General features: G+C 55.5%; 18 protein-coding genes, 4 tRNA genes, 3 rRNA genes and 1 riboswitch. Of the genes, 19 read left to right on the top strand and 6 right to left on the bottom strand.

Features of this window, described 5'->3' with window-relative positions; translation table 11 throughout:
• The first annotated feature begins 2 nt into the window (after positions 1–2).
• Positions 3–178, top strand: a riboswitch (cobalamin riboswitch).
• A gap of 66 nt (positions 179–244) precedes the next feature.
• The 9 genes from btuB (at position 245) to FOY96_RS21475 (ending at position 8597) form a co-directional block, all read left to right on the top strand.
• Complete coding sequence (gene btuB, locus FOY96_RS21515) at positions 245–2092, top strand: TonB-dependent vitamin B12 receptor BtuB (protein WP_143347707.1); 1848 nt, start codon at positions 245–247, stop codon at positions 2090–2092.
• Positions 2037–2888, top strand: coding sequence for a glutamate racemase (murI, locus tag FOY96_RS21510; RefSeq protein WP_023309660.1), 852 nt, complete (start codon positions 2037–2039; stop codon positions 2886–2888). Before btuB ends, murI begins: the two co-directional genes overlap by 56 nt.
• Before the next feature lie 383 nt (positions 2889–3271).
• Positions 3272–4810: ribosomal RNA gene (locus FOY96_RS21505) — 16S ribosomal RNA — on the top strand.
• A gap of 69 nt (positions 4811–4879) precedes the next feature.
• Positions 4880–4956 (top strand) — tRNA-Ile (locus tag FOY96_RS21500).
• Between the two features lie 42 nt (positions 4957–4998).
• Positions 4999–5074, top strand: a tRNA-Ala gene (locus tag FOY96_RS21495).
• A gap of 170 nt (positions 5075–5244) precedes the next feature.
• Positions 5245–8150: ribosomal RNA gene (locus tag FOY96_RS21490) — 23S ribosomal RNA — on the top strand.
• A 70-nt stretch (positions 8151–8220) separates the two neighbouring features.
• Positions 8221–8336 (top strand): 5S ribosomal RNA (rrf, locus tag FOY96_RS21485).
• The 16S, 23S and 5S rRNA genes sit together here with 4 tRNA genes alongside, the layout of an rRNA operon.
• 55 nt (positions 8337–8391) lie before the next feature.
• Positions 8392–8468, top strand: a tRNA-Asp gene (locus FOY96_RS21480).
• A gap of 53 nt (positions 8469–8521) precedes the next feature.
• Positions 8522–8597, top strand: a tRNA-Trp gene (locus FOY96_RS21475).
• A 97-nt stretch (positions 8598–8694) separates the two neighbouring features.
• Here the strand turns inward: FOY96_RS21475 and hdfR are convergent.
• Positions 8695–9516 (bottom strand): HTH-type transcriptional regulator HdfR, encoded by an 822-nt coding sequence (hdfR, locus tag FOY96_RS21470; RefSeq protein WP_094935534.1) that lies wholly within the window; start codon positions 9514–9516, stop codon positions 8695–8697.
• A gap of 118 nt (positions 9517–9634) precedes the next feature.
• Here hdfR and FOY96_RS21465 point away from each other — a divergent pair, with 118 nt between their 5' ends.
• Positions 9635–9973 carry a MaoP family protein gene (locus FOY96_RS21465; protein ID WP_023309658.1) on the top strand — a complete coding sequence of 113 codons (339 nt, stop codon included), beginning with the start codon at positions 9635–9637 and terminating at the stop codon, positions 9971–9973.
• 30 nt (positions 9974–10003) lie between these two features.
• Here the strand turns inward: FOY96_RS21465 and FOY96_RS21460 are convergent, their stop codons facing one another.
• Positions 10004–11524 (bottom strand): YifB family Mg chelatase-like AAA ATPase, encoded by a 1521-nt coding sequence (locus FOY96_RS21460; protein WP_143347706.1) that lies wholly within the window; start codon positions 11522–11524, stop codon positions 10004–10006.
• Between the two features lie 341 nt (positions 11525–11865).
• Between FOY96_RS21460 and ilvL the strand changes: the two genes are divergently transcribed.
• From ilvL to ilvA, 7 genes are all read left to right on the top strand, one after another.
• Positions 11866–11964 (top strand): ilv operon leader peptide, encoded by a 99-nt coding sequence (gene ilvL, locus FOY96_RS21455; RefSeq protein ID WP_001311244.1) that lies wholly within the window; start codon positions 11866–11868, stop codon positions 11962–11964.
• 86 nt (positions 11965–12050) lie between these two features.
• Positions 12051–12101: a peptide IlvX gene (ilvX, locus tag FOY96_RS23035; RefSeq protein WP_166792073.1), complete on the top strand. Its 51-nt coding sequence runs from the start codon at positions 12051–12053 to the stop codon at positions 12099–12101.
• Between the two features lie 2 nt (positions 12102–12103).
• Positions 12104–13750, top strand: coding sequence for an acetolactate synthase 2 catalytic subunit (gene ilvG, locus FOY96_RS21450; RefSeq protein WP_143347705.1), 1647 nt, complete (start codon positions 12104–12106; stop codon positions 13748–13750).
• On the top strand, positions 13747–14010 hold the full coding sequence (gene ilvM, locus FOY96_RS21445; protein ID WP_024907956.1) for an acetolactate synthase 2 small subunit: 264 nt from the start codon (positions 13747–13749) through the stop codon (positions 14008–14010). Before ilvG ends, ilvM begins: the two co-directional genes overlap by 4 nt.
• A gap of 18 nt (positions 14011–14028) precedes the next feature.
• Positions 14029–14958 (top strand): branched-chain-amino-acid transaminase, encoded by a 930-nt coding sequence (gene ilvE, locus FOY96_RS21440; RefSeq protein ID WP_023309654.1) that lies wholly within the window; start codon positions 14029–14031, stop codon positions 14956–14958.
• A 60-nt stretch (positions 14959–15018) separates the two neighbouring features.
• The gene (gene ilvD, locus FOY96_RS21435) at positions 15019–16869 is read left to right on the top strand and encodes a dihydroxy-acid dehydratase (RefSeq protein ID WP_143347704.1); all 1851 of its coding nucleotides are present in this window, start codon (positions 15019–15021) and stop codon (positions 16867–16869) included.
• A gap of 2 nt (positions 16870–16871) precedes the next feature.
• The gene (ilvA, locus tag FOY96_RS21430; RefSeq protein WP_096150382.1) at positions 16872–18416 is read left to right on the top strand and encodes a threonine ammonia-lyase, biosynthetic; all 1545 of its coding nucleotides are present in this window, start codon (positions 16872–16874) and stop codon (positions 18414–18416) included.
• Here the strand turns inward: ilvA and ilvY are convergent.
• Entirely contained in the window at positions 18413–19303 is an 891-nt protein-coding gene (gene ilvY / locus FOY96_RS21425; protein WP_023333829.1) for an HTH-type transcriptional activator IlvY, read from the bottom strand. The genes ilvA and ilvY overlap by 4 nt on opposite strands.
• A gap of 152 nt (positions 19304–19455) precedes the next feature.
• Here ilvY and ilvC point away from each other — a divergent pair, with 152 nt between their 5' ends.
• The gene (gene ilvC / locus FOY96_RS21420) at positions 19456–20931 is read left to right on the top strand and encodes a ketol-acid reductoisomerase (protein WP_023333828.1); all 1476 of its coding nucleotides are present in this window, start codon (positions 19456–19458) and stop codon (positions 20929–20931) included.
• A gap of 93 nt (positions 20932–21024) precedes the next feature.
• Here ilvC and ppiC (FOY96_RS21415) read toward each other — a convergent pair whose 3' ends face one another.
• On the bottom strand, positions 21025–21306 hold the full coding sequence (ppiC, locus tag FOY96_RS21415; protein ID WP_023309650.1) for a peptidylprolyl isomerase PpiC: 282 nt from the start codon (positions 21304–21306) through the stop codon (positions 21025–21027).
• Positions 21307–21356: 50 nt separating this feature from the next.
• The gene (ppiC, locus tag FOY96_RS21410; RefSeq protein ID WP_048979297.1) at positions 21357–21638 is read right to left on the bottom strand and encodes a peptidylprolyl isomerase PpiC; all 282 of its coding nucleotides are present in this window, start codon (positions 21636–21638) and stop codon (positions 21357–21359) included.
• A gap of 112 nt (positions 21639–21750) precedes the next feature.
• Between ppiC (FOY96_RS21410) and rep the strand changes: the two genes are divergently transcribed.
• Positions 21751–23775, top strand: a complete 2025-nt coding sequence (rep, locus tag FOY96_RS21405) for a DNA helicase Rep (RefSeq protein WP_032646096.1) — start codon at positions 21751–21753, stop codon at positions 23773–23775.
• A gap of 58 nt (positions 23776–23833) precedes the next feature.
• On the opposite strand, the gene gppA is transcribed toward rep, so the two are convergent.
• Entirely contained in the window at positions 23834–25318 is a 1485-nt protein-coding gene (gene gppA, locus FOY96_RS21400) for a guanosine-5'-triphosphate,3'-diphosphate diphosphatase (RefSeq protein ID WP_039264265.1), read from the bottom strand.
• Positions 25319–25323 lie beyond the last annotated feature (5 nt).

Below are 25323 nucleotides of genomic sequence, written 5' to 3'. Positions count from 1 at the left end.
AATTGTAGCATTCTGTTTCCGGTCTCCTGAGAGTGAAAAGGGAATCCAGTGTAAATCTGGAGCTGACGCGCAGCGGTAAAGTCTGGCGGGATGAGTGTTGTAGACACTGTGAAAATGGGAAGTCTTCATCCTTATATAGCCACCTAGCCCGAAGACCTGCCGGGATCACGTCGCATTTGGTTTCATCATCGCGTGCTATCGATGAGGCCTGCGGCATCCTTCTTATATTGTGGATGCTTTAACAATGATTAAAAAAGTATCGCTGTTGACGGCGTTGTCCGTCACGGCATTTTCGGGCTGGGCGCAGGATAGCGCCGACTCGTTGGTGGTGACGGCAAATCGTTTTGAACAACCTGAAAAAACTATTCTGGCTGCAACCTCCGTTGTTACGCGTGCCGATATTGACCGTTGGCAATCAACCTCAGTCCTTGATGTTATGCGTCGCCTGCCCGGCGTGGATACGGCGCAAAATGGCGGGATGGGGCAACTCTCTTCTCTCTTTATACGTGGCACCAACTCCAGCCATGTCCTGATCCTTGTTGATGGGATCCGCCTTAACCAGGCGGGCGTCACGGGGTCATCCGATCTCAGCCAGTTCCCGATCTCCCTGGTGCAGCGTATCGAATATGTTCGTGGACCGCGTTCGGCGGTATACGGCTCGGACGCGATCGGCGGAGTCGTAAACATTATTACCACTCGCGCGAAGGACGGTACCACGCTGAATGCAGGTGTAGGGTCGCATGGTTACCAGAATTATGGCGGCAGTACTCAGCAAACATTGGGCGACAGCACGCGCGTCACGCTTGCGGGTGATTACACCTATACCAAAGGGTTTGATGTGGTTGCGGACGGCAACAATGGTGGCCTTGCCCAGACCGATCGCGACGGCTTTATGAATAAAACGCTCTATGGTGCACTGGATCACGCATTCTCGGAGCAGTGGAGCGGATTTGTTCGCGGCTTTGGCTATAGCAACCGTACTGCCTACGACGGTTACTACAGTTCATTTACCCCTGACGTACTGGTCGATACCCGCCAGCTCTATAGTCAGACCTGGGATGCAGGATTGCGCTTCAACGATGACATCTTCCATTCACAGCTGCTCACCAGCTATAGTCACAGCAAGGACTATAACTACGACCTAAATTTGGGCCGCTACGATTCGACAGCCACCCTGGATGAAATCAAACAGTACAACGTCCAGTGGCTGAACTCCGTTGATGTTGGCCATGGAAACATTGGCGCGGGCGTTGACTGGCAGAAGCAGAGCACCGAGCCGGGTACAAACTACGTGACCAACGGCTACGACCTGCGTAACACCGGCGTTTACCTGACCGGGTTGCAGCAGTTTGGTGACTTCACTCTGGAAGGAGCGGTTCGCAGCGATGACAACTCTCAGTTCGGTCGCCATGGCACCTGGCAAAGTAGTGCGGCCTGGGAGTTCGTGGAGGGTTACCGCTTCGTCGCTTCTTATGGTACGGCCTATAAAGCACCGAATCTGGGTCAACTCTATGGTTTCTATGGCAATGACCATCTTGATCCCGAAGAGAGCAAGCAGTGGGAAGGTGCGTTTGAAGGCCTGACGGCCGGCGTGAGCTGGCGCGTTTCCGGCTACCGTAATGACGTCGATAATCTCATCGACTTCGATAATAACCTTCAGCAATATTACAACGTCGGTAAAGCGCGCATTAAAGGTGTGGAAGCGACAGCATCGTTTGATACGGGTCCGTTGACGCATACTGTTGGCTACGATTATGTGGATGCCCGCAATGCCGCAACCAACGAACTTCTGGACCGTCGTGCTAAACAGCAGGTGAAATATCAGCTCGACACGCAGATCTATGATTTCGACTGGAGCCTGACTTATCACTATCTCGGTACGCGTTACGACACTGACTTTGGTGCTTATCCGTCTGAGAAAGTAAAAATGGGCGGTGTCAGCCTGTGGGATGTCGCAGTTTCGTATCCTGTCACCTCACATCTCACAGTTCGTGGTAAAATAGCCAACCTGTTCGATAAAGATTACGAGACAGTTTATGGCTACCAAACTGCAGGACGGGAATACACCTTGTCTGGCAGCTACACCTTCTAATCCGCGTCCCACCGTGCTGGTGTTTGATTCCGGCGTCGGTGGGCTTTCGGTCTATGATGAGATTCGGCATCTCCTGCCGGATCTCCATTACATCTACGCCTTCGATAACGTCGCTTTCCCGTATGGGGAAAAGAGCGAAGATTTTATTGTTGAGCGTGTGGTTGAAATCGTCACCGCGGTACAAAAGCGCTATCCCCTTGCGCTGGCCGTCATCGCCTGTAATACGGCGAGCACCGTTTCTCTTCCCGCCCTGCGTGAAAAATTCCAGTTCCCGGTTGTGGGCGTCGTTCCTGCAATAAAGCCAGCCGCGCGCCTGACGGCGAATGGCATTGTGGGTTTGCTGGCAACGCGAGGCACGGTAAAGCGTCCTTATACCCGCGAACTGATCGACCGTTTTGCCAACGAATGCCAGATTGCGATGCTGGGTTCGGCTGAGCTGGTGGAGATGGCTGAAGCGAAGCTGCATGGAAAGGCGGTATCACTCGACGAGCTGCGTCGTATTCTTCGTCCGTGGCTGCGGATGCCAGAGCCTCCGGATACCGTTGTGCTGGGCTGTACTCACTTCCCGCTATTACAGGAAGAGCTATTAGAGGTATTGCCGGAGGGGACGCGCCTGGTGGATTCCGGTGCGGCTATCGCCCGTCGTACGGCCTGGCTGCTGGAGCATGAAGCGCCGGATGCGAAATCTACCGATGCGAATATCGCGTTTTGTATGGCCATCACGAAAGAGACTGAGCAACTTTTACCCGTTTTACGCCGTTATGGCTTTGAAACGCTCGAAAAACTGGCGCTGTAGCACGGTTTTGAGCAAAAAAGAGACGGTTGAAAGTTTTTTTTAAAAGAGGGGTTGTCAACGTCTGAGAACTCCCTATAATGCGCCTCCACTGACACGGAACAACGGCTTACAGGCCGCCGGGTTAGCGGGGTTCAGAGATGAACGCCGGCAGAGAAAAGCAAAAATAATCGCTTGACTCTGAATGAGGAAAACGTAATATACGGGACCTCGCAACGGTGAGCTTAACGCCGCGTTGCAACTGCTCTTTAACAATTTATCAGACAATCTGTGTGGGCACTCAAAGTGACATGGATTCTTAATGTCTTCGGACAATAAATGAATACCAAGTCTCTGAGTGAACATACGTAATTCATTACGAAGTTTAATTCACGAGCATCAAACTTAAATTGAAGAGTTTGATCATGGCTCAGATTGAACGCTGGCGGCAGGCCTAACACATGCAAGTCGAGCGGTAGCACAGAGAGCTTGCTCTCGGGTGACGAGCGGCGGACGGGTGAGTAATGTCTGGGAAACTGCCTGATGGAGGGGGATAACTACTGGAAACGGTAGCTAATACCGCATAACGTCGCAAGACCAAAGAGGGGGACCTTCGGGCCTCTTGCCATCAGATGTGCCCAGATGGGATTAGCTAGTAGGTGGGGTAACGGCTCACCTAGGCGACGATCCCTAGCTGGTCTGAGAGGATGACCAGCCACACTGGAACTGAGACACGGTCCAGACTCCTACGGGAGGCAGCAGTGGGGAATATTGCACAATGGGCGCAAGCCTGATGCAGCCATGCCGCGTGTATGAAGAAGGCCTTCGGGTTGTAAAGTACTTTCAGCGGGGAGGAAGGCGATAAGGTTAATAACCTTGTCGATTGACGTTACCCGCAGAAGAAGCACCGGCTAACTCCGTGCCAGCAGCCGCGGTAATACGGAGGGTGCAAGCGTTAATCGGAATTACTGGGCGTAAAGCGCACGCAGGCGGTCTGTCAAGTCGGATGTGAAATCCCCGGGCTCAACCTGGGAACTGCATTCGAAACTGGCAGGCTAGAGTCTTGTAGAGGGGGGTAGAATTCCAGGTGTAGCGGTGAAATGCGTAGAGATCTGGAGGAATACCGGTGGCGAAGGCGGCCCCCTGGACAAAGACTGACGCTCAGGTGCGAAAGCGTGGGGAGCAAACAGGATTAGATACCCTGGTAGTCCACGCCGTAAACGATGTCGACTTGGAGGTTGTTCCCTTGAGGAGTGGCTTCCGGAGCTAACGCGTTAAGTCGACCGCCTGGGGAGTACGGCCGCAAGGTTAAAACTCAAATGAATTGACGGGGGCCCGCACAAGCGGTGGAGCATGTGGTTTAATTCGATGCAACGCGAAGAACCTTACCTACTCTTGACATCCAGAGAACTTTCCAGAGATGGATTGGTGCCTTCGGGAACTCTGAGACAGGTGCTGCATGGCTGTCGTCAGCTCGTGTTGTGAAATGTTGGGTTAAGTCCCGCAACGAGCGCAACCCTTATCCTTTGTTGCCAGCGGTCGGCCGGGAACTCAAAGGAGACTGCCAGTGATAAACTGGAGGAAGGTGGGGATGACGTCAAGTCATCATGGCCCTTACGAGTAGGGCTACACACGTGCTACAATGGCGCATACAAAGAGAAGCGACCTCGCGAGAGCAAGCGGACCTCATAAAGTGCGTCGTAGTCCGGATTGGAGTCTGCAACTCGACTCCATGAAGTCGGAATCGCTAGTAATCGTAGATCAGAATGCTACGGTGAATACGTTCCCGGGCCTTGTACACACCGCCCGTCACACCATGGGAGTGGGTTGCAAAAGAAGTAGGTAGCTTAACCTTCGGGAGGGCGCTTACCACTTTGTGATTCATGACTGGGGTGAAGTCGTAACAAGGTAACCGTAGGGGAACCTGCGGTTGGATCACCTCCTTACCTTAAAGAACCTGCCTTTGTAGTGTCCACACAGATTGTCTGATGAAAAACAGCAGTAAAAATCTCTGCAGGCTTGTAGCTCAGGTGGTTAGAGCGCACCCCTGATAAGGGTGAGGTCGGTGGTTCAAGTCCACTCAGGCCTACCAAAATCCTTTTAAAGGATGAGCGGTACAGAGATGATAAACGATGGGGCTATAGCTCAGCTGGGAGAGCGCCTGCTTTGCACGCAGGAGGTCTGCGGTTCGATCCCGCATAGCTCCACCATCTTTTACTGCGAACACAAGAAAACTTCAGAGTGAACCTGAAAAGGTGCACTGCGAAGTTTTGCTCTTTAAAAATCTGGATCAAGCTGAAAATTGAAACGACACACATGTTATGTGTGTTCGAGTCTCTCAAATTTTCGCAATCAGAAGTGAAACATCTTCGGGTTGTGAGGTTAAGCGACTAAGCGTACACGGTGGATGCCCTGGCAGTCAGAGGCGATGAAGGACGTGCTAATCTGCGAAAAGCGCCGGCGAGGTGATATGAACCTTTGACCCGGCGATGTCCGAATGGGGAAACCCAGTGTGTTCCGACACACTATCGTTAACTGAATACATAGGTTAACGAGGCGAACCGGGGGAACTGAAACATCTAAGTACCCCGAGGAAAAGAAATCAACCGAGATTCCCCCAGTAGCGGCGAGCGAACGGGGAGCAGCCCAGAGTCTGAATCAGCTTGTGTGTTAGTGGAAGCGTCTGGAAAGTCGCACGGTACAGGGTGACAGTCCCGTACACGAAAGCACACAGGTTGTGAACTCGAAGAGTAGGGCGGGACACGTGGTATCCTGTCTGAATATGGGGGGACCATCCTCCAAGGCTAAATACTCCTGACTGACCGATAGTGAACCAGTACCGTGAGGGAAAGGCGAAAAGAACCCCGGCGAGGGGAGTGAAAAAGAACCTGAAACCGTGTACGTACAAGCAGTGGGAGCACCCTTGTGGTGTGACTGCGTACCTTTTGTATAATGGGTCAGCGACTTATATTCTGTAGCAAGGTTAACCGTATAGGGGAGCCGAAGGGAAACCGAGTCTTAACTGGGCGTTAAGTTGCAGGGTATAGACCCGAAACCCGGTGATCTAGCCATGGGCAGGTTGAAGGTTGGGTAACACTAACTGGAGGACCGAACCGACTAATGTTGAAAAATTAGCGGATGACTTGTGGCTGGGGGTGAAAGGCCAATCAAACCGGGAGATAGCTGGTTCTCCCCGAAAGCTATTTAGGTAGCGCCTCGTGAACTCATCTTCGGGGGTAGAGCACTGTTTCGGCTAGGGGGCCATCCCGGCTTACCAACCCGATGCAAACTACGAATACCGAAGAATGTTATCACGGGAGACACACGGCGGGTGCTAACGTCCGTCGTGAAGAGGGAAACAACCCAGACCGCCAGCTAAGGTCCCAAAGTCATGGTTAAGTGGGAAACGATGTGGGAAGGCACAGACAGCCAGGATGTTGGCTTAGAAGCAGCCATCATTTAAAGAAAGCGTAATAGCTCACTGGTCGAGTCGGCCTGCGCGGAAGATGTAACGGGGCTAAACCATGCACCGAAGCTGCGGCAGCGACGCTTAGGCGTTGTTGGGTAGGGGAGCGTTCTGTAAGCCGTTGAAGGTGTGCTGTGAGGCATGCTGGAGGTATCAGAAGTGCGAATGCTGACATAAGTAACGATAAAGCGGGTGAAAAGCCCGCTCGCCGGAAGACCAAGGGTTCCTGTCCAACGTTAATCGGGGCAGGGTGAGTCGACCCCTAAGGCGAGGCCGAAAGGCGTAGTCGATGGGAAACAGGTTAATATTCCTGTACTTGGTGTTACTGCGAAGGGGGGACGGAGAAGGCTATGTTAGCCGGGCGACGGTTGTCCCGGTTTAAGCATGTAGGCGGAGGTTCCAGGTAAATCCGGTACCTTATTAACGCTGAGGTGTGATGACGAGGCACTACGGTGCTGAAGTAACAAATGCCCTGCTTCCAGGAAAAGCCTCTAAGCATCAGGTAACACGAAATCGTACCCCAAACCGACACAGGTGGTCAGGTAGAGAATACCAAGGCGCTTGAGAGAACTCGGGTGAAGGAACTAGGCAAAATGGTGCCGTAACTTCGGGAGAAGGCACGCTGATATGTAGGTGAAGCCCCTGCGGGTGGAGCTGAAATCAGTCGAAGATACCAGCTGGCTGCAACTGTTTATTAAAAACACAGCACTGTGCAAACACGAAAGTGGACGTATACGGTGTGACGCCTGCCCGGTGCCGGAAGGTTAATTGATGGGGTTAGCGGCAACGCGAAGCTCTTGATCGAAGCCCCGGTAAACGGCGGCCGTAACTATAACGGTCCTAAGGTAGCGAAATTCCTTGTCGGGTAAGTTCCGACCTGCACGAATGGCGTAATGATGGCCAGGCTGTCTCCACCCGAGACTCAGTGAAATTGAACTCGCTGTGAAGATGCAGTGTACCCGCGGCAAGACGGAAAGACCCCGTGAACCTTTACTATAGCTTGACACTGAACACTGGTCCTTGATGTGTAGGATAGGTGGGAGGCTTTGAAGCGTGGACGCCAGTCTGCGTGGAGCCGACCTTGAAATACCACCCTTTAATGGCTGGTGTTCTAACGTAGACCCGTAATCCGGGTTGCGGACAGTGTCTGGTGGGTAGTTTGACTGGGGCGGTCTCCTCCCAAAGAGTAACGGAGGAGCACGAAGGTTAGCTAATCCTGGTCGGACATCAGGAGGTTAGTGCAATGGCATAAGCTAGCTTGACTGCGAGAGTGACGGCTCGAGCAGGTGCGAAAGCAGGTCATAGTGATCCGGTGGTTCTGAATGGAAGGGCCATCGCTCAACGGATAAAAGGTACTCCGGGGATAACAGGCTGATACCGCCCAAGAGTTCATATCGACGGCGGTGTTTGGCACCTCGATGTCGGCTCATCACATCCTGGGGCTGAAGTAGGTCCCAAGGGTATGGCTGTTCGCCATTTAAAGTGGTACGCGAGCTGGGTTTAGAACGTCGTGAGACAGTTCGGTCCCTATCTGCCGTGGGCGCTGGAGAATTGAGGGGGGCTGCTCCTAGTACGAGAGGACCGGAGTGGACGCATCACTGGTGTTCGGGTTGTCATGCCAATGGCACTGCCCGGTAGCTAAATGCGGAAAAGATAAGTGCTGAAAGCATCTAAGCACGAAACTTGCCCCGAGATGAGTTCTCCCTGACCCTTTAAGGGTCCTGAAGGAACGTTGAAGACTACGACGTTGATAGGTCGGGTGTGTAAGCGCAGCGATGCGTTGAGCTAACCGATACTAATGAACCGTGAGGCTTAACCTTACAACGCCGAAGCTGTTTCGGCGGATGAGACAGACATGATTTTCAGCCTGATACAGATTAACAGAATTTGCCTGGCGGCTTTAGCGCGGTGGTCCCACCTGACCCCATGCCGAACTCAGAAGTGAAACGCCGTAGCGCCGATGGTAGTGTGGGGTCTCCCCATGTGAGAGTAGGGAACTGCCAGGCATCAAATTAAGTAGTAAGCCGGTGCATAAATCCGGTGGTTACAGCAGTCTTCGGTGGAGCGGTAGTTCAGTCGGTTAGAATACCTGCCTGTCACGCAGGGGGTCGCGGGTTCGAGTCCCGTCCGTTCCGCCACTTATTAAGACATTAAGCCTGCCTTGTTGGCAGGCTTAATGGCAAAAAACTTTAGGGGCGTAGCTCAGTTGGTAGAGCACCGGTCTCCAAAACCGGGTGTCGCGAGTTCGAGTCTCTCCGCCCCTGCCATATAGAATCCTTTGCTTCGGCAAAGGATTTTTTTTGCCTGAAATACGGCAGAAAATTCTCTTCTTAATTTCAGCCAGCATCCCTGCTGGCTGATGCATCAATCCATTACATTGATTTTTAAAAGATCTTTTATCTGTGATTGCTTATCACTGTTTTGCAGCCAAATTGCATACAGCGGCCTGGTAAGCGTGGTGGAATCCATCACGGTGTGCAGCCCTGCTTTAGCGTCTGCCCAGCGAACAGGTAACCAGGTACAACCTTTCAGCAGGGACAGCTGCTGACAGGCGATCTCTGCCGAGCTGGTCGTTAACTGCGGAACATCATCAGGTGCAATCAGTCCCGTTTCGTGCTGCTGAAAATCTGGTCCCCATTCCAGGCGTAAATAGGTCAGGTCTGCCTTCATCATCGAAGGTTCGGACGCATAAAGTGCCAGGCCAAACTGGCCCACAATCTGGCTGCTAAATTCGTCCATCTTGGGGGCTTCGGTTGTGATCAGAAGATCAAGCTGGCGCTCATGAAGTTGCTTAACAAGCGACTGCCGTTGCGCAATTCTGGCCTCAAATTGCAGGTGGCCATGTGAATGATACAGTCGGGTAAGCCACTGACTTAGCATGCATTCCCACAGAGAAGCGCTGGCTCCTATCGAGAACTCATTATGCCTCGAAGTATGTGCCACCTCTTTACGTGCCGCCTGCCAGGTATTCATGAGCGTTTCTGCATACGGCAGCAGTTTCTCACCGGCAGGCGTTAAGCGAATATTGTTGCGATGGCGGGTAAAAAGATTCACACCCAGTTGATTTTCCAGCTGTCGAATACGAAAACTGACTGCTGACTGCGTCAGGTAAAGGGCTTCAGCTGCTCGCCCAAAGTGGCGTGTTCTGCTCACTTCAAGGAAAGTTTTAAGCAATTCCGTATCCACATCTTTCTCCGCAAAATTATTTGTCGTTATGATTTAAATGTTTTGTTTTACACTCTGTCAAGCGTAACTAATACTCCGCGCCATAAATAGCTCGGCCAAAGAATTAGGAGCGTGTAGGATGGCGGAAAGCTTTACGACGACTAATCGTTTTTTCGACAATAAACATTATCCGCGCGGGTTCTCTCGTCACGGCGATTTCACCATCAAAGAAGCTCAACTGCTTGAGCGCCATGGTTATGCCTTTAACGAGCTGGATCTGGGGAAGCGTGAACCTGCTACCGAAGACGAGAAACAGTTTGTTTCTGTTTGCCGTGGTGAGCGTGAGCCGGAGTCTGAAGCGGAACGCGTATGGATTAAGTACATGGCGCGCATTAAGCGTCCAAAGCGCTTCCATACGCTGTCTGGCGGCAAGCCGCAGATGGAAGGTGCAGAAGACTACACCGAGTCTGATGACTAAAATGAAGAGAAGGGGCTACGGCCCCTTTTTTTATGCCAGCAATTTCTGCAAATGCAGCAGCAAACGATCGATAGCGCGGTAGCTCAGCGCCTCCTGCAAATGTTTCCTCTCAATGTCATTGCACCCCTCTACGTCAGCAATAGTTCTGGCCACCTTCAGCAAACGCTGCCACGCACGTATGGACAGCCCGAACCGCGTTAACGTCTCCTCCAGCCATCCCGCATCCTCAACGTTAAGTGAACAAAACTGCCGGATCCCGGCATTATCCAGCCGCGCATTCAGCCTGTTCTGACGAGCGTACTGCCGCGTCTGAGCAGCAATCACCCGTTCGCGTACCTCCGCTGAGCTTTCACCCGTTATGCCCGTTTGCCTGAGCAGACCCGGCGGGGGAAGGGGAATTTCGAGGGATAAATCGAAACGGTCGAGGAACGGGCCGGATAACTTACCCAGATAGCGCAACGTCTGCTCTGGCGTACAGCGGTTATGGTTGCCCTGGTAGTGACCCGTCGGGCTGGGATTCATCGCCGCGACCAGCTGAAACTGTGCGGGATAGCTTATTTTGGCTCGCGTGCGTGAGATATGTATCTCACCGGATTCAATGGGCTCTCTTAGTGCATCCAGCACACGGCGCTCAAATTCAGGTAGTTCATCAAGAAACAGAATGCCATTGTGTGCCAGCGAGATCTCTCCCGGCCCGGGGATAGATCCGCCGCCGACCATTGCCGTCAGTGAAGCGCTATGATGCGGCGAACGAAAAGGACGGCGGCGCCACTGTTTTTGCAACGACGTCGAACTGATAAGGCTATATATGGCGGCACTTTCCAGCGCTTCATGATTATTGAGCGGTGGAAGTAACCCACTCAACCTGCTTGCCAGCATGGTTTTACCCGTACCTGGCGGGCCAATTAACAGAAGATTGTGTCCACCTGCAGCCGTAATCTCCAGCGCCCGTTTCCCTTGCTCCTGTCCCATAATCTCGCTGAGATCCTCTGGTGCATCCGCTATAACATCATCACACTCCTCCGGCTCGGACAGTTCATGTCGCCCTTCCAGCCAGGCACAAACTTCCTGTAAATGCCCGGCGATGAGACACCCCTTCTCGGCGATAAGACTCACTTCTGATGCGTTTTCATTGGCGACAATGATTTGCCGCCCTGCTCGTATGGCTTCCAGCGCTCCCGATATCGCACCGGGAACGCCTCTTAACGCGCCTGTGAGCGCGAGTTCGCCAACGAACTCATACGAGCCTAGCCGTGTCGTATTAAGCTGCTCAGAAGCCGCGAGAAGGGCAATTGCGATAGGTAAATCGTATCGTCCCCCCTCTTTAGGCAGATCGGCGGGGGCAAGGTTGATGGTGATCTTCTTCGCGGGGAAGGTATAACCGCTATTTATTATTGCGCTGCGAACGCGATCCCTGGCCTCTTTAACCGTCGTTTCAGGTAACCCGACAAGCGTGAGTCCGGGTAGCCCATTGCTCAAATGAACCTCGACGGAAATAAGCGGTGCCTTTACCCCGAGAGCCGCACGCGTATAAACAACTGACAGTGACATTTGCACTACCTCCTGGTGTGACTATGCCAGCGCCTGTTTTTTCTTTTTAGCGTCATTTTGCGAATTTACGCCGCCTGTTCAGAGATTTTAAACACACAATGAAACCCTTTCATAACCGTGGAAGCCTCCTCGCAGAATATAAAAAGCCCCGTTTTGACGCTTAAAACCGCAGTAAAAAAATGAAAAATATTCATTTTCTAATTTCTGTATATAAAACAACGGTTTTAAGAAATATGATTCGCGGCCTAATCAAATCCGTCATAAATAAATCTTGTGTTTTATTTAAAAACTGTGATAACTCTTTAGGTATTCCTTCGAACAAGCTGCAAAAAGAACTGAAAATGACAGCCCTTCTACGAGTGATTAGCCTGGTCGTGATTAGCGTGGTGGTGATTATTATCCCACCGTGCGGGGCTGCACTTGGACGAGGAAAGGCTTAGAAATCAAGCCTTAACGAACTAAGACCCCCGCACCGAAAGGTCCGGGGGTTTTTTTATGACTAAAAAACGTAAATGAGGAGCAGAGAATGACGACTAGCACAAAATTCTGTTTCTCCCGATTTATGACGGGGAACTAACTATGAATGGGGCACAGTGGGTAGTACATGCGTTGCGCACGCAGGGAGTCGAAACCGTATTCGGTTATCCGGGTGGCGCAATTATGCCGATTTACGATGCACTGTATGACGGCGGCGTGGAACATCTCTTGTGCCGACACGAGCAGGGCGCAGCGATGGCAGCCATTGGCTACGCCCGCGCGACCGGTAAAACCGGCGTGTGTATGGCGACTTCAGGCCCGGGCGCAACGAACCTGATCACCGGCCTGGCTGACGCGCTGCTGGATTCCGTTCCCGTTGTCGCCATCACCGGGCAGGTGGCGTCGCCGTTCATCGGTACCGATGCTTTCCAGGAAGTTGACGTCCTCGGTTTATCGCTGGCCTGCACCAAACACAGCTTCCTCGTCCAGTCTCTGGAAGAGCTGCCGCGCGTAATGGCAGAAGCGTTCGATGTGGCAAACTCCGGTCGTCCCGGTCCGGTTCTGGTTGATATCCCGAAAGATATCCAGGTGGCACTCGGCGATCTGGAACCGCACTTCTCTACCGTTGAAAGCGACGATGCCTTTCCGGAAGCGGAAGTTGAAGAGGCCCGTCAGATGCTGGCCCAGGCGAAACAGCCGATGCTGTACGTCGGCGGTGGCGTAGGCATGGCGCAGGCCGTTCCTGCCCTGCGCGAATTTATCGCAACAACGCAGATGCCAGCGACCTGCACGCTGAAAGGTCTCGGTGCAGTCGACGCGGATTACCCCTACTATCTGGGCATGCTGGGGATGCACGGCACCAAAGCGGCAAACCTGGCGGTGCAGGAGTGCGATCTGCTCATCGCTGTAGGGGCCCGTTTTGACGACCGCGTTACCGGCAAGCTGAATACCTTTGCGCCGAACGCCAAAGTCATCCATATGGATATCGACCCGGCGGAGATGAACAAGCTGCGTCAGGCGCATGTCGCCTTGCAGGGCGATCTCAACGCGCTCTTACCGGCATTGCAGCAGCCGCTGGATATCAACGCATGGCGTCAGCACACCGCTGATATGCGCGCCGAGCACGCCTGGCGTTACGACCACCCCGGCGAGGCCATCTACGCGCCGCTGCTGTTGAAGCAGTTGTCCGACCGTAAACCGGCTGACAGCGTCGTCACCACCGACGTAGGCCAGCACCAGATGTGGTCCGCGCAGCACATGACCTACACCCGTCCGGAAAACTTCATCACCTCCAGCGGGTTAGGGACGATGGGCTTCGGTCTGCCGGCAGCCGTTGGCGCGCAGGTTGCCCGCCCGAACGACACCGTTATCTGTATCTCCGGTGACGGCTCCTTCATGATGAACGTTCAGGAGCTCGGCACCGTTAAGCGCAAGCAGTTGCCGCTGAAGATCGTGTTGCTCGACAACCAGCGTTTAGGAATGGTTCGCCAGTGGCAACAGCTGTTCTTCCAGGAGCGCTACAGCGAAACGACTCTCACCGATAACCCCGATTTCCTCACCCTGGCCAGCGCCTTCGGCATCCCTGGTCAGCACATCACCCGTAAAGATCAGGTTGAAGCGGCGCTCGACACCATGCTGAACAGCGATGGGCCTTACCTGCTTCATGTCTCAATCGACGAACTCGAGAACGTCTGGCCGTTGGTACCGCCTGGTGCCAGCAACTCACAAATGATGGAGAAATTATCATGATGCAGCATCAGGTCGCCGTACAGGCTCGCTTCAACCCGGAAACCTTAGAACGCGTTTTGCGTGTGGTGCGTCATCGTGGTTTTCAGATTTGCTCTATGAATATGGAGACGGCCACTGACGCCCGGAATATCAGTATCGAATTAACCGTTGCCAGCCCGCGGTCGGTCGACTTACTGTTTAGTCAGTTATCAAAGCTGGTAGACGTTGCCCATGTTGCCATCTGCCAGAGCACAACCACATCACAACAAATCCGCGCTTAAGCGTGACAGGACGAAAAAATGACGACAAAAAAAGCTGATTACATTTGGTTCAACGGTGAGATGGTTCGCTGGGAGGACGCGAAGGTCCACGTGATGTCCCACGCGCTGCACTACGGTACCTCCGTATTTGAAGGCATCCGCTGCTACGATTCTCACAAAGGGCCAGTGGTGTTCCGCCATCGCGAACACATGCAGCGTCTGCATGACTCAGCCAAAATTTATCGTTTCCCGGTTTCTCAAAGCGTCGATGAGCTGATGGAAGCCTGTCGCGACGTGATTCGCAAGAACAACCTGACCAGCGCCTATATTCGTCCGCTGGTGTTTGTGGGCGATGTCGGTATGGGCGTGAACCCGCCAGCCGGCTATACCACAGATGTGATCATTGCCGCGTTCCCGTGGGGTGCTTACCTGGGTGCAGAAGCCCTGGAGCAGGGGATCGACGCAATGGTCTCTTCCTGGAACCGCGTGGCGCCAAACACCATCCCGACCGCCGCGAAAGCAGGCGGTAACTATCTCTCCTCATTGCTGGTCGGTAGCGAAGCGCGCCGCCACGGCTATCAGGAAGGTATCGCCCTCGACGTAAATGGCTACATCTCAGAAGGTGCGGGTGAAAACCTGTTTGAAGTGAAAGACGGCATTCTGTTCACGCCGCCATTCACCTCGTCCGCGCTGCCGGGCATCACCCGTGACGCCATCATCAAGCTGGCGAAAGATCTGGGTATCGAAGTGCGCGAGCAGGTGCTGTCCCGCGAATCCCTGTATCTGGCGGATGAAGTGTTCATGTCCGGTACGGCGGCTGAAATCACGCCGGTACGCAGCGTGGACGGTATCCAGGTGGGCGAAGGCCGCTGTGGCCCGGTCACCAAACGTATTCAGCAAGCGTTCTTCGGCCTCTTCACCGGCGAGACAGAAGATAAATACGGCTGGTTGGATCAGGTTAATCACTAAGCATAAATTTGGGACGGCACGCACCGTCCCATTAAATAGTCAGACGGGAGTCAATAAAGCATGCCTAAGTATCGTTCAGCCACCACCACCCACGGCCGTAATATGGCGGGAGCCCGTGCCCTGTGGCGCGCCACCGGAATGACCGACGCCGATTTCGGCAAGCCGATTATCGCCGTGGTGAACTCCTTCACCCAGTTTGTACCGGGCCACGTGCACCTGCGCGATCTCGGTAAGCTGGTTGCCGAGCAAATCGAAGCCTCCGGCGGCGTGGCGAAAGAGTTCAACACCATTGCGGTGGATGACGGTATCGCGATGGGGCACGGGGGCATGCTCTATTCACTGCCGTCGCGCGAGCTGATCGCCGACTCCGTAGAATATATGGTGAACGCCCACTGCGCCGATGCGATGGTCTGCATCTCCAACTGCGACAAAATCACCCCTGGGATGCTGATGGCCTCCCTGCGCCTGAACATTCCGGTGATCTTCGTCTCCGGCGGCCCAATGGAAGCGGGGAAAACCAAGCTCTCCGACAAAATCATCAAGCTCGACCTGGTCGATGCGATGATCCAGGGCGCGGACCCGAAAGTCTCTGACGCGCAGAGCGACCAGGTGGAACGCTCTGCGTGTCCGACCTGCGGCTCCTGTTCCGGTATGTTCACCGCCAACTCCATGAACTGCCTGACCGAAGCGCTGGGCCTTTCTCAGCCGGGTAACGGTTCGCTGCTGGCGACCCACGCCGACCGTAAGCAGCTGTTCCTCAACGCCGGTAAGCGCATCGTTGAGCTGACCAAACGCTACTACGAGCAGGACGACGCAAGCGCGCTGCCGCGCAACATTGCCAGTAAAGCCGCGTTCGAAAACGCCATGACGCTGGATATCGCCATGGGCGGCTCTACCAACACCGTTCTGCACCTGCTGGCTGCCGCGCAGGAAGCCGAAATCGACTTCACCATGAGCGACATCGATAAGCTCTCCCGCAAAGTCCCGCAGCTGTGTAAAGTCGCGCCGAGTACCCAGAAGTACCATATGGAAGACGTACACCGCGCGGGCGGCGTGCTGGGCATTCTGGGCGAGCTGGATCGCGCCGGTCTGCTGAACCGTGACGTGAAAAACGTGCTCGGCCTGACGCTGCCTGAGTCGCTGGACCAGTACGACGTGATGTTGACCAAAGACGACGCGGTGAAAAAGATGTTCCGCGCGGGTCCAGCGGGTATTCGTACCACCCAGGCGTTCTCGCAGGATTGCCGCTGGGACACTCTGGACGATGACCGCGCCGAAGGCTGCATCCGCTCGCTGGAACACGCCTACAGCAAAGACGGCGGTCTGGCCGTGCTGTACGGTAACTTTGCGGAAAACGGCTGCATCGTGAAAACCGCAGGCGTGGACGACAGCATCCTGAAATTCACCGGTCCGGCGAAGGTATACGAAAGCCAGGATGAAGCGGTAGACGCGATTCTTGGCGGCAAAGTGGTGGAAGGCGACGTGGTTGTTATTCGCTACGAAGGACCGAAAGGCGGTCCCGGCATGCAGGAGATGCTCTACCCAACCACCTTCCTGAAATCTATGGGACTCGGTAAAGCGTGTGCGCTGATCACCGACGGGCGTTTCTCTGGCGGCACCTCCGGCCTCTCTATCGGCCACGTTTCGCCGGAAGCGGCAAGCGGCGGCAACATCGCCATCATCGAAGACGGCGACCTGATCGAAATCGACATTCCGAATCGCGGCATTCAGCTGAAGCTGAGCGACCAGGAAATTGCGGCCCGTCGTGAAGCGCAGGAAGCCCGCGGCGACAAAGCCTGGACGCCGAAAGACCGCCAGCGTGAAGTCTCCTTCGCTCTGCGCGCCTACGCGAGTCTTGCCACCAGTGCAGATAAAGGCGCGGTGCGCGATAAATCTAAACTTGGGGGCTAATGATGGCCGAGTCACAACCCTTATCCGCCGCCCCTGAGGGGGCGGAATACCTGAGAGCGGTGCTACGCGCGCCGGTCTATGAAGCCGTGCAGGTTACGCCCCTGCAGAAAATGGAAAAACTCTCTTCGCGCCTCGACAACGTCATTCTGGTGAAGCGCGAAGATCGTCAGCCGGTGCACAGCTTTAAGCTGCGCGGCGCCTACGCGATGATGGCCGGGCTGACCGACGAGCAGAAAGCGCGCGGCGTGATTACCGCGTCTGCGGGCAACCACGCCCAGGGCGTGGCGTTCTCGTCTGCTCGCCTGGGGTTGAAAGCGCTGATCGTGATGCCGGTTGCTACCGCAGATATCAAAGTTGACGCGGTGCGCGGTTTCGGCGGCGAAGTGCTGCTCCACGGCGCCAACTTTGACGAAGCCAAAGCCAAAGCGATCGAGCTGGCGCAGCAGCAGGGCTTTACCTGGGTGCCGCCGTTCGATCATCCGATGGTGATTGCCGGGCAGGGCACGCTGGCGCTGGAACTGCTGCAGCAGGATGCCCATCTCGACCGCGTCTTCGTCCCGGTAGGCGGCGGTGGCCTGGCCGCAGGCGTGGCGGTGCTGATCAAACAGCTGATGCCGCAGATCAAAGTCATTGCCGTTGAAGCGGAAGACTCTGCCTGCCTGAAAGCGGCGCTGGATGCGGGTCATCCGGTAGATCTGCCGCGCGTCGGGCTGTTTGCCGAGGGCGTGGCGGTGAAGCGCATTGGGGATGAAACCTTCCGCCTGTGCCAGGAGTATCTCGACGATATCGTCACGGTTGATAGCGACGCCATCTGCGCGGCGATGAAGGATCTGTTCGAGGATGTGCGCGCGGTGGCGGAACCGTCAGGCGCGCTGGCGCTGGCGGGGATGAAAAAATACATCGCGCAGCACAACATTCGCGGCGAGCGCCTGGCGCACGTGCTGTCTGGAGCGAACGTGAACTTCCACGGTCTGCGCTACGTTTCCGAGCGCTGCGAGCTGGGTGAACAGCGGGAAGCGCTGCTGGCGGTGACGATTCCGGAAGAGAAGGGCAGCTTCCTGAAGTTCTGCCAGCTGCTGGGTGGCCGTTCGGTGACGGAGTTCAACTACCGTTTTGCCGATGCCAAAGACGCCTGCATTTTTGTCGGCGTGCGTCTGAGCCGCGGCGTGGAGGAGCGCAAAGAGATCCTCAACCTGCTGCATGAGGGCGGCTACAGCGTGGTCGATCTCTCTGACGATGAGATGGCGAAGCTGCACGTGCGCTACATGGTCGGCGGGCGTCCATCGAAGCCGCTCAAGGAACGTCTGTTTAGCTTCGAGTTCCCGGAATCACCGGGCGCGCTGCTCAAGTTCCTGCACACGCTGGGCACGCACTGGAACATCTCTCTGTTCCACTACCGCAGCCACGGCACCGACTATGGCCGCGTGCTGGCGGCGTTCGAACTGGGCGAGCACGAGCCGGATTTCGAAACGCGGCTGAACGAGCTGGGCTATGAGTGCCACGACGAAACCCATAACCCGGCCTTCCGCTTCTTCCTGGCAGGCTAGTGGTTCGGCAATATCGTCCAGAACGCATCAATAAGCGGCTCATGCAGCCGCTTTTTTTGTGCGCACACGCCAAGCTCAAACGGCGTCTTCTCGTCGCTGCGCTCCAGAATCATCACGCGGTTACGCACCGGTTCGGGGCTGTTTTCCAGCACCACTTCCGGCAGCAGCGCCACGCCGCAGCCCAGCGCCACCATCGACACCATCGCCTCATGGCCGCTGACCGTGGCGTAAATCGACGGATTACTGATTTTCTGACGACGGAACCACAGCTCGATACGGCGGCGCACCGGCCCCTGATCGGCCATGATAAACGGCACCGTCGACCAGTCCGGTTTTTCCACCGACACCTGGTTACGCACCGGGCAGGGCAGCGCCGGGGCAATCAGCACCACCGCCAGATTCTCCAGCATTGAGAATGCCACCGCGCCCGGCAGGGTTTCAGGTTTCCCGGCAATGGCGAGATCTGCTTCGCCCGTCACCACTTTTTCCATTGCGTCGGAGGCGTCGCCGGTGGTGAGCTTAATTTCAACCGACGGATGCGCCGCGCGGAAGCGGTCAAGGATGGGCGGCAGATGGCTGTAGGCGGCGGTCACGGAGCAGAAAATATGCAGCTCGCCGGAAAGCGACGGCCCCTGCTGGTCAATTGAGTGTCGCAGCTGCTGGTACTGTAGCAGCGTCTGCTGGGCAAAAATGCGCAGTTCTTCACCCGCTTCCGTGAGGGTGACGGTGCGGTTATCGCGCACGAACAGCGGCTGGCCGAGGTCCTCCTCAAGGCGCTGGATCTGGCGTGAAAGCGTGGAGGGGCTAACGTGCATCGCCCGGGCGCTGCGGCCAAAATGGCGGCTTTCCGCCAGGTGCAGGAACATTTTCAGATCGCGTAAATCCACCGATTCCACTCCCTCTTTTTATATTGCAAAAATTGCAACGTGACGTTGTGAATATATCAATTTCCGCAATAAATTTCCTGTTGTAATGTGGGTACATTCTCGCTGAAACGCGAACCGAACAATAAGACACACAACATCACGAGGTATCACCCATGGCTAACTACTTTAATACACTGAACTTGCGCCAGCAGCTGGCGCAGCTGGGCAAATGCCGCTTCATGGCGCGCGATGAATTTGCCGATGGCGCGAGCTACCTTCAGGGTAAAAAAGTGGTCATCGTCGGCTGTGGCGCACAGGGTCTGAACCAGGGCCTGAACATGCGTGACTCCGGTCTGGATATCTCCTACGCTCTGCGCAAAGAAGCGATTGCCGAGAAGCGTGCTTCCTGGCGCAAAGCGACCGAAAACGGCTTCAAAGTGGGCACCTACGAAGAGCTGATTCCGCAGGCGGATCTGGTGGTTAACCTGACCCCGGACAAGCAGCACTCTGACGTAGTACGTTCCGTACAGCCGCTGATGAAAGACGGCGCCGCGCTGGGTTACTCCCACGGCTTCAACATCGTTGAAGTGGGCGAGCAGATCCGTAAAGACATCACCGTGGTGATGGTGGCACCGAAATGTCCGGGTACGGAAGTACGCGAAGAGTACAAACGTGGCTTCGGCGTGCCGACGCTTATCGCAGTTCACCCGGAAAACGATCCGAAAGGCGAAGGCATGGCGATTGCCAAAGCGTGGGCAGCGGCGACCGGCGGCCACCGTGCGGGCGTGCTGGAATCTTCCTTCGTTGCCGAAGTGAAATCTGACCTGATGGGTGAGCAGACCATTCTGTGCGGCATGCTGCAGGCCGGTTCTCTGCTGTGCTTTGACAAGCTGGTGGAAGAAGGTACCGACCCGGCCTACGCGGAAAAACTGATTCAGTTCGGCTGGGAAACCATCACCGAAGCGCTGAAGCAGGGCGGTATTACGCTGATGATGGACCGTCTGTCCAACCCGGCAAAACTGCGTGCTTACGCGCTGTCTGAACAGCTGAAAACCATCATGGCGCCGCTGTTCCAGAAACACATGGACGACATCATCTCCGGCGAATTCTCTTCCGGCATGATGGCGGACTGGGCGAACGACGATAAAAACCTGCTGACCTGGCGTGAAGAGACCGGTAAAACCGCGTTCGAAACCGCGCCACAGTACGAAGGTAAAATCGGCGAGCAGGAGTACTTCGATAAAGGCGTATTGATGATCGCGATGGTGAAAGCAGGCGTTGAGCTGGCGTTCGAAACCATGGTGGATTCCGGCATCATCGAAGAGTCCGCGTACTACGAATCTCTGCACGAGCTGCCGCTGATCGCGAACACCATCGCCCGTAAGCGTCTGTACGAAATGAACGTGGTGATCTCTGATACCGCAGAATACGGTAACTACCTGTTCTCTTACGCCTGCGTACCGCTGCTGAAAGAGTTTATGACCACTCTGCAGACGGGCGATCTGGGTAAAGCGATTGCGGAAGGTGCCGTGGATAACGCGCAGCTGCGTGATGTGAACGAAGCGATTCGCAGCCACCAGATCGAGAAAGTGGGTCACAAACTGCGTGGCTACATGACCGATATGAAGCGTATCGCGGTAGCGGGTTAACACCTGGTGCGGGCTGATGCCCTCACCCCGCCCCTCTCCCACTGGGAGAGGGTGCAAACATTCAAGGCCTTCTCTAAGAGAAGGCCTTGCTGTTTATTTCCGATACAGTACTTTAATAATGTGGTAGCCGAACTGCGTGTGCAGCGGGCCGGTTGGCTCCAGCACCGGGCAGGAGAACACCACTTTATCGAACGCCGGAACCATCTGGCCCTGGCGGAACTCACCCAGATCGCCGCCGCGTTTGCCTGACGGGCAGATGGAGTGCTTCTTCGCCAGCTTGCCGAAGTCGGCACCGTTTTTAATCTGCTCCAGAAGGTCTAAAGCCAGTTTCTCTTCTTTAACAAGGATGTGCACTGCTGCTGCTGTTTTTGCCATGATCGTGCCTTGAATAGGTTGAAATAAATCGGGGCGCAATATACCACGCGTCAGCGGCGATAAAGCACCTTAATGATATGGTAGCCAAATTTGGTTTTTACCGGGCCGTAGGGCTTCAGGAGAGGGCAGCTAAAGACCGCCCGATCGAACGGGCCGACCATCGCACCTTGTTGAAACTCGCCGAGATCCCCGCCATTGCGCCCGGACGGGCATTTAGAGTAACGCTTCGCCAGATGATCAAAGCTGATGCCGCGCTCCAGCTTGACCAGGATCTCCTGAGCCAGTTTCTCTTCTTTTACCAGAATATGCAGGGCTGCTGCGGTCTTTTTCATGGTTCTGCTCTACGGGTTAAACGCGATTTCTCCACTTTATCATTAGCCGGTAAATCTGCGCCCGGCTTTCTGCTACAATCCACACCCCGTTCGAAGATTGAGCAACACTCCCATGCGTTTAAACCCTGGACAACAACAAGCGGTCGAATTCGTTACTGGACCATGCCTGGTGCTGGCAGGGGCCGGTTCGGGTAAAACCCGCGTGATCACCAACAAAATCGCCCATTTGATCCACAACTGCGGATATCAGGCGCGACACATTGCGGCGGTCACCTTTACCAATAAAGCGGCGCGCGAGATGAAAGAGCGCGTCGGCCAGACGCTGGGCCGTAAAGAAGCGCGTGGCCTGATGATCTCCACCTTCCACACGCTGGGGCTGGATATCATCAAACGCGAGTATGCGGCGCTGGGAATGAAGTCCAACTTCTCGCTTTTTGACGATACCGATCAGGTGGCGCTGCTCAAAGAGCTCACCGAGGGGCTGATCGAAGATGACAAGGTGCTGTTGCAGCAGCTGATCTCGACGATCTCGAACTGGAAAAACGATCTGATGACGCCGGCCCAGGCCGCGGCGATCGCCAAAGGCGAACGGGATCGGATTTTCGCCCACTGCTACGGTCTGTACGATGCGCATATGAAAGCGTGCAACGTGCTGGACTTTGACGATCTGATCCTGCTGCCCACGCTGCTGCTGCAGCGCAATGAAGAGGTGCGCGAGCGCTGGCAGAATAAAATCCGCTACCTGCTGGTGGATGAATATCAGGACACCAACACCAGCCAGTACGAGCTGGTGAAGCTGCTGGTGGGGCAGCGCGCGCGTTTCACCGTGGTAGGCGATGACGACCAGTCAATTTACTCCTGGCGCGGTGCACGCCCACAAAACCTGGTGCTGCTGAGCAAAGATTTCCCCGCCCTGCAGGTGATTAAGCTGGAGCAGAACTACCGCTCCTCCGGGCGTATCCTGAAGGCGGCAAACATCCTGATTGCCAATAACCCGCACGTGTTTGAGAAGCGTCTCTTCTCCGAACTGGGCTACGGCACGGAGCTGAAAGTGCTCAGCGCCAACAATGAGGACCATGAAGCGGAGCGCGTGACGGGCGAACTCATCGCTCACCACTTCGTCAACAAAACCGAATATAAGGATTACGCGATCCTCTATCGCGGCAATCACCAGTCGCGCGTCTTTGAAAAGATGCTGATGCAGAACCGCATTCCGTACAAAATTTCGGGCGGCACGTCGTTCTTCTCGCGGCCAGAAATCAAAGACCTGCTGGCCTATCTTCGCGTGCTCACTAACCCGGATGATGACAGCGCGTTTTTGCGCATCGTGAATACGCCTAAACGCGAGATTGGCCCGGCGACGCTGCAAAAGCTCGGCGAGTGGGCGATGACCCGCAACAAAAGTATGTTTACCGCCAGCTTCGACATGGGGCTGAGCCAGACGTTAACCGGACGCGGGTATGACTCGTTAACCCGCTTCACCCACTGGCTCGGCGAAGTGCAGCGTCTCGCGGAGCGCGAGCCGGTGGCGGCAGTGCGCGATCTCATTCACGGCATCGACTATGAGTCCTGGCTGTATGAAACCTCAGCCAGCCCGAAGGCGGCTGAGATGCGCATGAAAAACGTTAACCAGCTCTTCAGCTGGATGACCGAAATGCTGGAGGGCTCTGAAATCGACGAGCCGATGACCCTGACGCAGGTGGTCACCCGCTTTACCCTGCGCGACATGATGGAGCGCGGCGAGAGCGAAGAAGAGGCCGATCAGGTTCAGCTGATGACGCTGCACGCGTCAAAAGGGCTGGAGTTCCCGTATGTGTATCTGGTCGGCATGGAAGAGGGATTGTTGCCGCACCAGAGCAGCATTGATGAAGACAACGTCGACGAGGAGCGCCGTCTGGCCTACGTGGGGATCACCCGCGCGCAGAAAGAGCTGACGTTTACGCTGTGTAAAGAGCGCCGCCAGTACGGTGAACTGGTTCGCCCGGAGCCGAGTCGTTTCCTGCTGGAACTGCCGCAGGATGACGTGATCTGGGAACAGGAACGCAAAGTGATTACCGCAGAAGAGCGGATGCACAAGGGTCAGGCTAACGTGGCGAACATCCGCGCCATGCTGGCAAAAGCCAAAGAGAAAGGATGAGCTCGAAGGGGTTGTAGGCCGGGTAAGGCGAAGCCGCCACCCGGCACTGTTCAGCGTATTACTTTACTTCCAGCACCCAGTGCACATAGCTCTGCCACTGGCACTCCTGCTCGATCATCTCTGCCCCTAATGGGTGACGATCAATCCAGTTCTCCGGCAGCGTCAGCGAAAGCTTCTCGTCATCGGCCACCAGATTAATGGCCGGCAGCAAATCATCGCGGCGGCGGCTGGCAAACAGGATCGCCAGACGCAGCAGGCGGCACAGATGCTCGGCCACGCGCGGCGGTACGGCGTTTTGCTGATGCAAAGAGGAGAGATCGACGGCGTTGGTCTGGTTCAGCAGCAGCGTGGCCAGCAATTTTTTCTGCGCAGGCGTATAGCCCGGTAAATCCAGGTTTCGCACCAGATACGCTGCATGAGCCGGTGCCTGCTTAAAATCAATGCTCAGCCCCACTTCATGTAGCGCACAGGCGCTCAGCAGTAAATCCCGGCTCAGATGGTCAAGATCCCAGACGTTAGCAACCCGATCGGCGAAGCGTGACGCCAGCTGCGATACGCGTCCTGCCTGATCGATATCAACCAGAAAACGACGCTGAACGTTGCGCAGGGTACGGCTGCGGATATCCTGATCGACCGACAGATGTAACATCCCGTAGACCAGACCTTCGCGCAGCGCGCCGCCGGCCAGGGTCATACACTGGATGTTCAGCTCGGTGAAAATGGCGATAAGAATAGCCAGTCCGCTCGGGAAGACCAGCGCGCGTTCCAGCGTCAGGCCTTCAATTTCCAGCTCTTCCAGGCGTCCGCACTGAATGGCGCGCTGTTTCAGCTGCTGAAGTTTGGCAAGCGTAATCCGCTCGTCCATTCCCTGCGCCATCATGATTTCCTGCAGAGCCTGCACGGTACCCGAGGCACCCACGCAGACTTTCCAGCCGTGATAGCGCAGCTCGTCCATCACCGGGCGTAATACCTCGCGCGCGGCGTTTTCTGCCTCGTCGAAGTTCTCTTTCGCCAGGTTCCGATCGGTAAAGTAGCGCTCAAGCCAGGTCACGCAGCCCATCGACAGGCTGAACAGCGACGTTGCCTGCGCGCCGGTGCCGGTCACAAGCTCGGTACTGGCACCGCCGATATCCACCACCAGACGGCGATCGTCACCTCCCGTGGTGTGCGCAACGCCCTGGTAAATCAGGCGAGCCTCTTCTTCACCGCTGATAACCTGTACCGGACAACCCAGAATTTCCTGCGCTCTGGCAATGAAATCCACGGCGTTGACCGCCAGGCGGAGTGTCGCAGTGGCGACCACGGTGATTTGGGCGTGCGGGATATCCTGCAGACGTTCGGCAAAGAGCCGCAGACACTGCCAGCCACGTTCCATGGCTTCAGGGGAGAGGTGATTATCGCTGCTCAGGCCCGCCGCGAGGCGGACCTTGCGCTTGATGCGCGTCAGCGTTTGTATGCTTCCCGCCACCTCGCGCACAACCAGCATATGAAAACTATTCGAACCGAGATCAATTGCCGCATAAAGCGAGGTGGAGCTGAGCATATTTT

This window comes from Enterobacter asburiae, assembly GCF_007035645.1.
GTDB classification, from domain to species: Bacteria; Pseudomonadota; Gammaproteobacteria; order Enterobacterales; family Enterobacteriaceae; genus Enterobacter; species Enterobacter asburiae_B.
The sequence above is the reverse complement of the archived record's forward strand: the minus strand, read 5'-3'. Positions and strand labels throughout refer to the sequence as shown.